Annotated in this window: 10 protein-coding genes; 8 read left to right on the top strand and 2 right to left on the bottom strand. The window is 66.2% G+C overall.

The window, feature by feature from the left end; translation table 11 throughout:
• The first annotated feature begins 106 nt into the window (after positions 1–106).
• The 3 genes from U4Y90_RS28055 (at position 107) to U4Y90_RS28045 (ending at position 2917) form a co-directional block, all read left to right on the top strand.
• Entirely contained in the window at positions 107–901 is a 795-nt protein-coding gene (locus U4Y90_RS28055) for a 3-hydroxybutyrate dehydrogenase (RefSeq protein WP_321799520.1), read from the top strand.
• A 155-nt stretch (positions 902–1056) separates the two neighbouring features.
• A complete protein-coding gene (locus tag U4Y90_RS28050) occupies positions 1057–2616 on the top strand; it encodes a methyl-accepting chemotaxis protein (RefSeq protein ID WP_321799518.1) in 1560 nt (519 codons plus the stop codon).
• A 67-nt stretch (positions 2617–2683) separates the two neighbouring features.
• A complete protein-coding gene (locus U4Y90_RS28045; protein WP_008354254.1) occupies positions 2684–2917 on the top strand; it encodes a hypothetical protein in 234 nt (77 codons plus the stop codon).
• 17 nt (positions 2918–2934) lie between these two features.
• Here U4Y90_RS28045 and U4Y90_RS28040 read toward each other — a convergent pair whose 3' ends face one another.
• Positions 2935–4935, bottom strand: coding sequence for an AI-2E family transporter (locus U4Y90_RS28040; protein ID WP_321799515.1), 2001 nt, complete (start codon positions 4933–4935; stop codon positions 2935–2937).
• A 291-nt stretch (positions 4936–5226) separates the two neighbouring features.
• On the opposite strand from U4Y90_RS28040, the gene U4Y90_RS28035 reads away from it, so the two are divergent.
• The 5 genes from U4Y90_RS28035 to zwf all read left to right on the top strand — a co-directional run bounded on the left by U4Y90_RS28035 (position 5227) and on the right by zwf (position 11106).
• Complete coding sequence (locus U4Y90_RS28035; protein ID WP_321799514.1) at positions 5227–5529, top strand: hypothetical protein; 303 nt, start codon at positions 5227–5229, stop codon at positions 5527–5529.
• 156 nt (positions 5530–5685) lie between these two features.
• Positions 5686–6306: a glutathione S-transferase gene (locus tag U4Y90_RS28030; RefSeq protein WP_321799513.1), complete on the top strand. Its 621-nt coding sequence runs from the start codon at positions 5686–5688 to the stop codon at positions 6304–6306.
• A gap of 73 nt (positions 6307–6379) precedes the next feature.
• Positions 6380–8464, top strand: a complete 2085-nt coding sequence (locus U4Y90_RS28025) for a pyridoxamine 5'-phosphate oxidase family protein (RefSeq protein ID WP_321799511.1) — start codon at positions 6380–6382, stop codon at positions 8462–8464.
• A 90-nt stretch (positions 8465–8554) separates the two neighbouring features.
• Positions 8555–9454, top strand: coding sequence for a LysR family transcriptional regulator (locus U4Y90_RS28020; RefSeq protein WP_321799510.1), 900 nt, complete (start codon positions 8555–8557; stop codon positions 9452–9454).
• A gap of 176 nt (positions 9455–9630) precedes the next feature.
• Positions 9631–11106, top strand: coding sequence for a glucose-6-phosphate dehydrogenase (gene zwf / locus U4Y90_RS28015; RefSeq protein WP_321799509.1), 1476 nt, complete (start codon positions 9631–9633; stop codon positions 11104–11106).
• A gap of 38 nt (positions 11107–11144) precedes the next feature.
• On the opposite strand, the gene U4Y90_RS28010 is transcribed toward zwf, so the two are convergent.
• A complete protein-coding gene (locus U4Y90_RS28010) occupies positions 11145–12437 on the bottom strand; it encodes an FUSC family protein (RefSeq protein WP_321799508.1) in 1293 nt (430 codons plus the stop codon).
• Positions 12438–12465: the final 28 nt, after the last annotated feature.

Below are 12465 nucleotides of genomic sequence, written 5' to 3'. Positions count from 1 at the left end.
ACGGGATCCGGCAAAAAACCAAGAAACCCCAATTTACGCCCCCCAAACCAACCCCCGAAACTTCCCAAGAACCCAACCAAAAACCTGAGAAGGAAAAGACCCGCCCATGACTCAAACCGCATCGAACAACTCGCTCGCTGGCAAGACGGCGCTGGTCACCGGCTCGACGAGCGGCATCGGCCTAGGCATCGCCACGGCGCTGGCACAAGCAGGCGCAAACCTCGTGCTCAATGGCTTCGGCGATGTAGAAGGCGCCCTGAAGCAAATCGAAGCCATCGGCGTGAAAGCCGTGCACCACCCCGCCGACATGACCAAGCCCGAAGAAATCGAAGCGATGATCACGTTCGCGACCGAGAAATTCGGCGCCGTCGACATTCTCGTGAACAACGCGGGCATCCAGCATGTCGCGACCATCGACGAATTCCCGGTCGATCGCTGGGACGCGATCATCGCGATCAATCTGAGCTCGGCGTTCCACACGATGCGCGTCGCGCTGCCGCAAATGCGCGCGCGCAACTGGGGCCGCGTCATCAATATCGCATCGGTGCACGGGCTCGTCGGCTCGGCGGGCAAGTCGGCTTACGTCGCCGCGAAGCACGGCATCCTCGGCCTGTCGAAAGTCGCCGCGCTCGAGAACGCTCGCACCGGCGTCACCGTCAACGCAATCTGCCCGGGCTTCGTGCTCACCCCGCTCGTGCAAAAGCAGATCGACGACCTCGCCGCACGCGACTCGCTGACGCCCGATGCGGCGCGCGCGAAACTGCTCGGCGACAAGCAGCCGTCGGCGCAGTTCGTGACGGCGCAGCAGATCGGCGACATGGCAGTGTTCCTCTGTTCCGACGCCGCGAGCGAAATGCGCGGCTCGGCGCTTCAGATCGACGGCGGATGGAGCGCGCAGTAAGCGAAGCGCATGCTATCGGCGACATTCCGCCGCACTTGAGCGTTTTGCTCGGATTCCCCTAAAGAACGTGGGGATAATCGCCGTTATGTCCTTGTAATCAGGCGCGCGCCGGCCTTTCCAAAGGCGGCGCGCGAATCGGAAGAAGCAAGGACATCATGCGCAATAATCAGCCCGTCACCCAGCAAGAGTTCGAATTCCCCGCCTCGGAGATGCTCGTCTCCGCCACCGATCTGTCCGGCAACATCCAGTACTGCAATCCGGCGTTCGTGTCGGTGTCCGGCTTCTCGCGCGGCGAGCTTATCGGCCAGCCGCATAACCTCATTCGTCACCCCGACATGCCGCGCGAAGCCTTCGCCGATCTCTGGGCGACCGTGCGCGCCGGCCGCTCGTGGACCGCGCTCGTCAAGAATCGCCGCAAGAACGGTGATCATTACTGGGTCCGCGCGAACGTCACGCCGGTGATGGAGCACGGCAAGGTCATCGGCTATCTTTCGGTGCGCGTGAAACCGACGCGCGACGAAGTGCGCGACGCGACCGCGCTCTACGCGCAGATAAAGGCAGGCAACGCGTCGCATCGGCTGGTGCGCGGCGCGCTCGTGAAGGACGGCCTCGCGGGCAGGCTCGCGGCGCTCGCGAACATGCCGGTGAGCGCGCGTCTCGCCGTGGCTTTCGCGGCCGTGCCGGTCAGCATGCTGGCCGCGGCGCTCGCGGGCTGGCGCGGCGCGCCGCCGCTGCCCTTCTGGATCGCGTTTGGCGCGAGTGCGGCCGCGAGCTGCGCGGGCTGGCTCGCGCTGTCGCGTCAGGTGGACGCGCCCGTTCGCACGATGTCCGGCTTCGCCGCGCGCATGGCCGCGGGCGACCTGACCGTCGACATGCCCGATGCGCGCCACGACGATCTCGGCGACGTGCAGCGCGCGCTCGGCCAGCTGAAGGCGAATCTCGCGGCGATCGTATTCGACGTGCGCGGCCAGATCGGCGGCATGCTCGACGCCGCGAACGAGATTTCGAGCGGCAACACGGATCTGTCGCGCCGCACGGAAATGCAGGCGGCATCGCTCGAACAGACGGCCGCGACGATGGACCAGCTCACGACCACCGTGCAGGGCAATGCCGACGCCACCGTGCGGGCGCTGGAACTCGTCAAGGAAGCGCAGGCGGCCGCGGACGACGGCGGACGCATCGCGAGCCAGGTCGAGCAGACGATGGCGGGCATCACGGCGGCGTCGCGGCGCATCGCGGACATCACCGATGTCATCGACGGCATCGCGTTCCAGACCAACATCCTCGCGCTGAACGCGGCCGTCGAGGCGGCGCGCGCGGGCGAAGCGGGCCGCTCGTTCGCCGTGGTCGCGACCGAAGTGCGCAATCTCGCGCAGCGCTGCGCGGCATCGGCGAAGGAAATCGAAGGCGTGGTGGCGACGAGCGTCGCGCAGATCGCGGAAGGCACGAGCCTCGTCACGCGTACGACGAGCCAGATGCGCGCGATCGACGAAGCGGTGAACCGCGTGTCGACGATCATCATGGAAGTCGCGAAGGCGAGCGGCGAGCAGGCCGAAGGCATCGCGCAGGTGAATCAGGCCGTCGCCCATCTCGACGATTCGACCCAGCAGAATGCCGCGCTCGTCGAGCAGGCCGCCGCCACGGCGCAGCGCCTCGCGGAACGCGCCGTCGTCCTCGACGAGGCGGTCCGGCTCTTCACGGTCGCGAAGGCTTGAGATCGGGCAGCGTCGAAGGGCGCATCGCTTGGTACTATCGAGGCATTGCCCACGAGGAGTGTCTCCGATGACCGCCGAGAACAATCGCACGGAAGAAGCGCGAGCGATGGAACGTATCGTCAACGCGACGCGTCAGGTTCAGTCCGCCTTCCTGGCGCTGCAGAAGCAGTTCCCGCCCGAAGGCGACGGCCGGCCGTCGCAGATGGCGCTGCAGACCTTCGACGCCGCGCTGCAGGAGCTCGAAGACGCGCAAGCCGCCTTCGACACCATGCTCAACGATCTGTTCGACGGCAACCGGTAACGCGCGCAACACCGTCTCTACACATTGCGCAGTTCGGGCACGTCCTCGCGCGGGCCGCTCAGCGCGGCTTCGCTCCCGGCGTCGCCGAGGCCCGCCCACGGCACGCCGTCGGCGGACTGACGGCGCGCGGCGGCCACGCAAGCCTCCACCAGCTCCTTGAACGACACCGCCGCCGAACTCGTGCGCACGAGCGCTTCGCCTTGCAGCGAACTTTCGGGAAATATCAATCCGACGATCAGCTCCGCGGACGGCGCGCGCTGATGCAGGCGCCGCAGCAGATTGCGCAGATACGGCGGCGACTCGGCTGCGTCGAACGACACGACACAGATGATCGTCACGCCGGCGAGATCGACTTCGCCGAAGCGTCCGCGCGAGAAGCGCTCATAGCCCGCGAGGTCCGCGTAGAGCCCGTGCTTGCGGAAAAGCTGCACGGCGATGGTCGCCGCGAGATCGTCGAGCTCGCTTCTCCCCGCGATACACAGCACCGACGCCGTATGGCCTTCCCGCTGCGCATCGAAGCGCGCGGGCGGCGTTTCGGACGGAAGCCGGGAAGATTCGTCGGGCGACTCGAAACTCGCGGGCAGATCCTCGCGCGGGGCGAGGGCCACCGCCGTATCGTCCGCGTCCTCCAGCCCTTCGATGATGTCGAGCGCGGACTCGTTGATGCGCCGCAACTGGTCCGCGGTGACGACGCCGCGCAGCACGTCGTTGTGCGCGTAGCGCAAGCCTTGCAGCGCGACCTCGTCGTAATACGCGATCAGCGGGCGTTCCTTGAGCAGCGTTTCGGCCTGCACGAGCGCCTCGTCGGGATCGTTCGCGAGCAGGCGCTGATAGAAGTTCTCGGCGGGCGTAAGCGCCGGCCGGTCGCCAAACAGCACATCGAGAAATTCGAGGCGATCGACATGACGGCCGAGAATCACGAGGCACAGCGTGAGCGGCGTCGAAAGAACGAGGCCGATCGGCCCCCAGATCCAGCTCCAGAAAATCGCGGCGACGATCACCGCGAACGGCGAAAGCCCCGTGCTATGCCCGTACAGCAGCGGCTCGACGACCTGCCCCGCGACGATATCGGTCACGCCGAACAGCACGATGGTCCAGACGAGCATCGCCCAGCCGGGACCGACCGCCGCCGCGAACACGACCGCGATGATCGCCGCGATCCACGTCCCGACATACGGCACGAAGCGCAGCAGCGCGGTCATCACGCCGAATAGCAGCGCGCCCGGCACGCCGATGATCGCGAGCCCGATCGAAATGACGATGCCCACGCCCACGTTGATGCCGAGCTGCGCGAGAAAGTAGCGCGACAGACGCCGCGCGGCTTCGTCCATCGCCGTGGTCGCGCGGTGCAGGTCGCGCGAGCCAAACAGCCGTATCAGCCGGTCGCGCAAATCCTCGCGCTGCAACAGGATGAACACCGCGACCACGAGCACGATGCCCGTGGTTTCGAGCGGACTGATCACCGGCGACAGGAAGCGCTGCGCCAACTCCAGCGGCGTCGGAGTGGGCTGATGCACTTCGACGGGCATCGGCTGGTCGATCGGCGAGGCGGCCGGATTGTCCTCGTTCTTCGACTCCTGCTCGCGCGCGGGCGACAGCCGTTTCAACGCACGCGATGCGCGGCCGAGAAATTCATCCGCGCGCCCGACGGTCATCTTCTGCACCGTGTCGATCTTGCGCTCGACCGCGACCTGATACTTCGGCAGATCGCCCGCGAGCTGCGCGACCTGCGCGCCGATCAGCGCGCCGACCGCCGTCAGGACCGACAGCGCGACGACCACCGCGACGATCACCGAAGGCACCTGTCCGAAGCGCAGCCGCCGCAAGAAGTCGACGAACGGCGCCAGCAGAAAGCTGAGCAGAATGGCGAGGATGATCGGGATCATCACCGCGCGTGCAAAGTACAGCGCGCAAATGACGACGACGCCCGTCACGAGCGACGCCAGCGCGCGCACGCCGGGCGCCTCGGGCGGCAGGATCTTCGCGGGTGGCCGGCGCGGCCCGGGTGCTTGCGGCATGGGAACGGCTCGCTTTAAGTGTGAACTCCGGCGGCGACGGCGTGCCGTTGCGCGGCCAGCTCGTGTACGTGAGCAAGGGACGACCAAGCAAGGCACGTGCCGTCGGATCGCGGCCGCCGCGCTTGAGGTGAGTCTATTCGGGAGCCGAATTCTACTGCAACCCTTCTGCGGTGAGGAAATACGGGAAGAAGAATCGCCGGAGAACAAACGCTGGACTGGTCGACGGAAGGGGGATGACCGATCACATCCCAAGTGCGGATTACACTGAATCGTGCCTTGCAGGAGTCAATCATGAAAGCGTCTCATGCCGCATTCGTTTTCGCTTCGGCGTTTGCCGCGACGTCGGCCTTCGCGCAGCTTCATCCTAGCGTCGAAACCGATATGTACGCGCCGCAGAACAGCACGAAACTCATGCCGAATGCGCCGCTCGGCAGTCAGTATCCGACCCACGGCAACGCGCAGGCCGGCGAGCTCAATCTCAATCCGAGCGATCCGCGCGCGCAACTGGTCAATGGCCTGCCGAACAACGCCGGCAGCGGCGGTTACGGCTCGCCGCTCGCGGGCAACAAGGCGAATGTGCCTCGCGGCGAATAGTCGAGCGTGAGGCGAGCGGCGGTCTCGCCCTCACCATTCTCGTTTCCAGAATAGTGATTTGAAAATCAGCGCCATTCTCCTTCTCACGGCAAGAACCGATACTTGATTCACAGGACGGGACCTCTCCCGGCCAATAACCGAATCAGGGAACTTGCCATGAAGGTCTATTACCACCCGCTGTCCGGGCATGCGCACCGAGCACGTCTCTTTTTGAGTCTGCTGGGAGTCGACCATGAAGAAGCGTTCGTGGATCTCGCGGCCGCCGCGCACAAGACGCCCGAGTACCTGAAGCTGAACCGGTTCGGCCAGATTCCGGTTCTCGTCGATGGAGACACCGTCATCGCCGATTCGAACGCGATTCTCGTCTATCTCGCGAAAAAAGCCGGCGATACGAAGTGGCTGCCCGAAACGCCCGCCGAAGCCGCCGCCGTGCAGCGCTGGCTTTCGGTCGCGGCCGGGCAGATCGCATTCGGCCCCGCGGCCGCGCGTCTCATCACCGTGTTCGGCGCGAAGTTCGATGCGGACGAAGTCATCGCGCGCGCGCACAACGTCCTCGAAGTGATCGATTCGGAGCTGGCGCATCGCGCATGGATCGCCGATACCGGCGCCGCGCATCCGACCATCGCGGATGTCGCGCTCTACAGCTACATCGCGAGCGCGCCCGAAGGCAATGTCGATCTCGCCGCGTACGCGAACGTGAACGCGTGGCTGAAACGCGTCGAGGCGTTGAAGGGCTTCCTCCCGTTTCAAAAGACGGCCGCGGGTCTCGCGGCGTAAAGTGAGCGCGGCGGCCGCGTTTCGCCTGACTTGCGCCGTGCCGCCCGCGCCCGAACCGAAGAGGCATACGATCATGTCCGCTTCCGCGCTTTCCGATACTGCAACCGTCGCCACGCCGTCGCCGTGGCATCGCGGCGAAATCGCCATCCAGAAGGCCTTCGGCGCGTTCGAGCGCATGGACGGCGTCGGGCGGCGCATCGTGCGCGATTACATGCCGGATCAGCATCGCCAGTTCTTCGCGCAGTTGCCGTTCGTCGTGGCGGGCGCGGTCGACGAGCACGGCGATCCGTGGGCGACGCTGCTCGCCGGACATCCCGGCTTCATGCGCACGCCCGACGCGAAGACTTTGTCGATGAGCCGCGCGCGCGATCCGCTCGATCCCGCCGATGCCGGCATGAACGACGGCGCGTCGATCGGCCTGCTCGGCATCGAGATGAACACGCGCCGCCGCAATCGCATGAACGGCGTGATTCGTCGCGACGGCGCGAAGCTTTCGTTCGACGTGGCCGTCGAGCAGAGCTTCGGCAATTGCCCGCAATACATCCAGCTACGCGATTTCGCGTTCGTGCGCGATCCGGCCGTGCCCTCGCCCGTGCAGCCGATCATGCTCGACGCGCTTTCCCCGCACGCGAAAGCGATGATCGCCGGCGCGGACACGTTCTTCGTCGCGTCGTACTTCGATCGGGAGGACGGGCATCGGCAAGTGGACGTGTCGCATCGCGGCGGCAAGCCGGGCTTCGTGCGCCTGTCGGACGACGGTGCGCTCACGATTCCCGATTTCACCGGCAATCTCTTCTTCAACACGCTCGGCAACATTCTCGTGAACGGCCGCGCCGGGCTCGTGTTCGCGGATTTCGAAACCGGCGACGTGCTGCAACTCGTCGGCGATGCCGAAGTGCTGCTCGATTCGCCCGAGATCGCCGCGTTTCAGGGCGCGGAGCGGCTGTGGCGCTTCACGCCGCGCCGCATCGTCTACCGCGCGGACGCGTTGCCCTTGCGATGGAAAGCGCGCAGCGACGGCGCATCGCCCAATTCGCTGATGACGGGCGACTGGAAACAAGTGGCCGAACGCCTTCAGGCAGCGGCGCTCGCGAACGCATGGCGCACATTCCGCGTGAGCCGGATCGTCGATGAAAGCGATGCGATCCGCTCGTTCCATCTCGAACCGGCGGACGGCGCGGGCATCGTGCCGCACAAGGCGGGGCAGCATCTGCCGATTCGCGTGACGCTGCCCGGCGACGCGAGGCCGCAGATTCGCACGTACACGCTGTCGGTCGCGCCTTCGGACGGCGTCTATCGCATCAGCGTGAAGCGCGAAGGACGCGTGTCGGCGTATCTGCACGACACGCTGAAAGCGGGCGGCATCATCGAGGCGCGCGCGCCCGCGGGCGACTTCACGATCGATCCGTTCCAACATCGTCCCGCCGTGCTGATGGCGGCGGGCGTCGGCATCACGCCGATGCTCGCGATGCTGAGGCACATCGTCTACGAAGGCCTGAGGAAGCGCCGCGTGCGTCCGGTGTGGATGATCGTGTCGGCGCATTCGCTCGCGAGCCGCGCGTTCGCGCAGGAAGTCGACGCGCTCGCACGGAGCGCGGGCGGCGCGGTGAACGTGATCCGCGTCCTGAGCGACACGAACGGCGCGCAGCTCGAACGCGATTACGACGTGTCGGGGCGCATCGACATCGATCTGCTGACGAGCCGTCTGCCGTGCAACGACTACGACTTCTATCTGTGCGGCCCGGGCGCGTTCATGCAGTCGATCTACGACGGCCTGCGTGCGCTCAACGTTGCCGATGCGCGCGTTCATGCGGAAGCGTTCGGTCCTTCGGCGCTGAAGCGCACGGCGGATCGCGGCGCGGACGTGAAGCCACTGCGTCCTGCCGCGACCGGGCCGGTGAAGATCGAGTTCCTGAAATCGGGCGCGAGCGCGCAATGGAAGCCGGGCAGCGGCTCCTTGCTCGAACTCGCGGAAGCGAGCGGCCTGTCGCCCGAGTTCAATTGCCGGGACGGCACGTGCGGCACATGCCGGACGCGTATCGCGCGGGGCGCGGTGTCGTATGAAAGCGAGCCGGCGTTTCATGTCGGCGATGACGAAGCGCTGATCTGCTGCGCGATGCCGGCCGAGGACGGCGGCACGCTGGAACTGGAGCTTTGAAGCGCATCGAAGCGGTCGTGGATTGTGCCTCGCGCACATATCCCCGAGAATGCACGGCATCCTTCAAGCCTTCATGCCTCGTGCTTTCTCATGGACCGTTTACAGGCAATGACGACGTTCGTCACGGTGGTCGAGACCGGCGGCTTCGCATCGGCGGCGCGCAAGCTCGACGTGTCGCCGTCGGTCGTGAGCCGCGTCGTGACGGAGCTCGAAGAGCATCTCGGCGTGCGCCTGCTCACGCGCACGACGCGCGTCGTGCGTCTCACCGACGCGGGCAGCGGCTATTTCGAGGACTGCCGCCGCATCCTCGGCGAGATCGATAACGCCGAGCTCTCCGCGACCGGCACGCATTCGTCGCCGCGCGGCCTGCTCTCGATCACCGCGCCGGTGATGTTCGGCCGGCTGCACGTCACGCCGATCGTCCTCGACTATCTCGGCCGTTACCCCGAAGCCGATGCGAGTTGCTGGTTCGTCGACCGCGTCGTGAATCTCGTCGACGAAGGCATCGACGTGGCGGTGCGCATCGCGCAACTGCCGGACTCGTCGTTGCAGGCGATCAATGTCGGGCGCGTGCGGCGCGTGCTGTGCGCATCGCCCGCTTATCTCGCGAAGCACGGTGCGCCGCTTCATCCGGACGATCTCGCCGGACATGTCATCATTGCGTCGACGGGCTCGTCGTCGCCGCCGGAATGGCGTCTCCACGACGGCGAGCGGCAGTTCCTCGTGCGCTCGCATGCGCGCTTCACGACGACCACCAACGATTCGGCCATCGCCGCCGCGCTCGCGGATTTCGGCATCGCGCGGCTGATGTCGTATCAGGTCGCGCAACACGTGAGCGAGGGTCGTCTCGCGATCGTGCTGCCGCGCTTCGAGCCGCCGCCATTGCCGATTCATCTCGTGCATCGTGAAGGACGCCACGTCACGCAGAAGGTGCGCGCATTTCTCGATCTCGCCGTGACGACGCTGCGCGCAAACGAATCGTTGCGCTGAGCGCGCTAAACAAACAAATGCCGTCGGTGACATTTCGTCCATCGACCGGCGAATCGAACGCCCGTTAGCACGACTGCCGTGCAAAATGCCGGCAAAACATGCAACATAGCTGTCTCGAACGATCGCACCGATCGCCGCGCTTTCGGCTTTCCTGAACCTTTACCGGCTCACGCACCATGACGAATTCAACTGCTCCCTCGAACGAACGCCCGCTCGACATGATCATCTTCGGCGGCGGCGGAGACCTGGCGGCGCGCAAGCTGCTGCCGGCGCTCTACATGGCGCATACGCACTGCAACCTGCCCGCCGACACGCGCATTCTCGCCATCGGCCGCAAGGACTGGGCACGCGAGGATTACCTCAGGAACTTCATGGAAGAGCAGGCGCGCCCTTTCATCGATGCCAAGGTTTTCGATGCGCAGTCGTGGGACAAATTCCTCGCGCTCTTCGACTACGTGCGCGTCGACGTCGAAAATCCGGGCGACTTCCAGCGTCTCGCACAGGCCGTGCGCCCCGGCTCGCAACGCGTGCTTTATCTGTCGACGTCGCCCGAACTGTTCGTGACCATCTGCGACAACCTCGATAGCGCCGGCATTCTCGACCAGCACGCGCGCGTCGTGCTGGAAAAGCCGCTCGGACACGATCTCGCCTCCGCGCGCGCGATCAACGACGCGGTCGGCAAGCACTTCAAGGAAGAGCAGATCTACCGCATCGACCATTATCTCGGCAAGGAAACCGTGCAGAACCTGATGGTGCTGCGCTTCGGCAATGCGATCTTCGGCCCGCTGTGGCAGTCGCCGTACATCAAGAGCGTGCAGATCACGGTGTCGGAGACGGTCGGCGTCGGCAGCCGCGCGGGCTTCTACGATCACACCGGCGCATTGCGCGACATGGTGCAGAACCACTTGCTGCAACTGCTGTGCATCGTCGCGATGGAGCCGCCGGTGTCGCTCGACCCGGACGCCGTGCGCGACGAGAAGCTGAAAGTGCTGAAGTCGCTGCGGCCGATGACCGTCGCCGATATCGCGCGCGATACCGTGCGCGGCCAGTACACCGCGGGCGCGGTGGGCGGCGAGGCGGTGAAGGGTTATCTCGAAGAGCAGAACGTGCCGGCCGACAGCCGCGCGGAGACGTTCGTGGCACTGCGCGCGCATATCAACAACTGGCGCTGGGCCAATGTGCCGTTCTTCCTGCGTACCGGCAAGCGCATGCAGAATCGCCGCTCGGAGATCGTCATCGACTTCGCGGATCTGCCGTTCTCGATCATTCCCGACGGTCCGCGTCACTACGGCAACCGCCTGACGATCACGCTGCAGCCGGAAGAGTCGATCCAGCTTCAGATGCTGGCGAAGGAGCCGGGCAGCGGCATGCACATGCAGCCGGTCACGCTCAATCTCGATCTGCAGCAGGCCATGACGCAACGGCGCGCGGAAGCCTACGAGCGCTTGCTCATCGACGTGATTCGCGGCCGGCTCACGCACTTCATGCGGCGCGACGAGCTCGAAGCGGCATGGACGTGGGTCGAGCCGATTCTCAATGGCTGGAAGGAACTGGGCGATCGGCCGCGCGGCTACACGGCCGGAACGTTCGGCCCCGCGGCTTCGAGCGCATTGATGGCGCGGGAAAATCTGGCCTGGGCCGAAGAAGCCTGATCGTCCGAAACGAAGGGTGCGATGCGCGTGGCGCAACGTCACCGCATCGCCGTGGGCGGCGCTCGTCGCGCCGCCCACGCTGCGCCCGCGGCCATCACCGCCGACAACACCACGATCCCCGCCAGAATCCCTTCGAGCCGCAACAGCGCCGGCATCGGGTCCGATGACCAATGGTGATCCTGCACGAACACCATGATGAACGCGATATTGAACTGCCGCCCGACATAGCTCGCGCCCTGCGTTCCCGTCTGGACGTGACAGCCGATCCACACGCCCGCGCACAGCGCCAGCATGCAGGCGAGCGGGTTGTCGCCCAATAACGGCAGCAACGCGAGACTCACGGCGCCCGCGAGCAGGCAGCCGATGAAACGCTGAATCATGCGCTCCGCGACAGGCCTGTTCGTCGGCTTGCCGAGCGCCGATGCGGGCAGGATCAGCACGGCGATCGCCGTCACCATCGCCTGCGCGAAGCCGGGCAGATTCCACGCGTACGCGAGCGACGCCAGGATCATCACCGACCACGCGCCTTGCCACGCGAGGCGCTTGCGCATCGCGAGCGCCGTGTGCTCGGCGCGCGCGACGTGGGTCGCGTCGAGCGCCTGTACGGCCTGGGCGGCATCGGAAGGCAGCACGGTGACGGTCTGCGCGTTGACGCCATCGACGCGATCCACCGTGGAGGCCGCCTGCGCACGCGGCACCGGCCGCGCCCCGCGCGAGTTCCGATACTGCTGCACGCCCGCATGAAAAAGCGCCGACACGGCCACGCACGCCACCGTCCCGACGATCACTTCGGCCACGCGCAGGAGCGCGAACGACGCCGTCGCCGCCGCGGACCCGAGCCGATGCGCCTCGAAGGTCACCATCAGCGACGTCACGCCGCCCAGCACCCACGCGTAGCCCGCATCCGAGACGAGCGCGCGATACACGGACATGCCGACGATCGCCCCGAGCAGCGGCACGAAGAGCCACGGCACGTCGCCGATCACGGATCCCGCCACTGCGCCGATCAGCGCGCCCGCGATCGTGCCGACCACGCGATGCACGCCGCGCTGCGCGCACGCCGAGAATTTCGACTGCATGACCGCGAAACCGCTGATCGCGGCCCACCAGATGTTACTCAGATGGAATGCATAGGCGAGCGCCACGGCGAGCCCGACGGAAAGCATCGCCTGCGTGCCGAACAGCGCACGCGCGGGCGTCGGCCGGATCGCGATGAGTTCGCGCCCGAGCGCGGCGAACGCGTCACCGACGATGCGCGCAAAATCGGCCACGATTGCGGTGCTTTCGCGCGGAACCGGGCGCGCGCTTGAGGAAGAATCGTCGGTCGGCATCGTTCTGGCGATTGATCGGGCGTCTGCT

The sequence above is a fragment of the Caballeronia sp. J97 genome (genome assembly GCF_905220305.1).
In the GTDB taxonomy this organism is placed as follows: domain Bacteria; phylum Pseudomonadota; class Gammaproteobacteria; order Burkholderiales; family Burkholderiaceae; genus Caballeronia.
The sequence above is the reverse complement of the archived record's forward strand: the minus strand, read 5'-3'. Positions and strand labels throughout refer to the sequence as shown.

Bases quoted from the DNA above. Each gene is read 5' to 3' on its own strand.
- U4Y90_RS28055 (WP_321799520.1), top strand. From the start codon at position 107: ATGACTCAAACCGCATCGAACAACTCGCTCGCTGGCAAGACGGCGCTG.
- U4Y90_RS28050 (WP_321799518.1), top strand. From the start codon at position 1,057: ATGCGCAATAATCAGCCCGTCACCCAGCAAGAGTTCGAATTCCCCGCC.
- U4Y90_RS28045 (WP_008354254.1), top strand. From the start codon at position 2,684: ATGACCGCCGAGAACAATCGCACGGAAGAAGCGCGAGCGATGGAACGT.
- U4Y90_RS28040 (WP_321799515.1), bottom strand. From the start codon at position 4,935: ATGCCGCAAGCACCCGGGCCGCGCCGGCCACCCGCGAAGATCCTGCCG.
- U4Y90_RS28035 (WP_321799514.1), top strand. From the start codon at position 5,227: ATGAAAGCGTCTCATGCCGCATTCGTTTTCGCTTCGGCGTTTGCCGCG.
- U4Y90_RS28030 (WP_321799513.1), top strand. From the start codon at position 5,686: ATGAAGGTCTATTACCACCCGCTGTCCGGGCATGCGCACCGAGCACGT.
- U4Y90_RS28025 (WP_321799511.1), top strand. From the start codon at position 6,380: ATGTCCGCTTCCGCGCTTTCCGATACTGCAACCGTCGCCACGCCGTCG.
- U4Y90_RS28020 (WP_321799510.1), top strand. From the start codon at position 8,555: ATGGACCGTTTACAGGCAATGACGACGTTCGTCACGGTGGTCGAGACC.
- zwf (WP_321799509.1), top strand. From the start codon at position 9,631: ATGACGAATTCAACTGCTCCCTCGAACGAACGCCCGCTCGACATGATC.
- U4Y90_RS28010 (WP_321799508.1), bottom strand. From the start codon at position 12,437: ATGCCGACCGACGATTCTTCCTCAAGCGCGCGCCCGGTTCCGCGCGAA.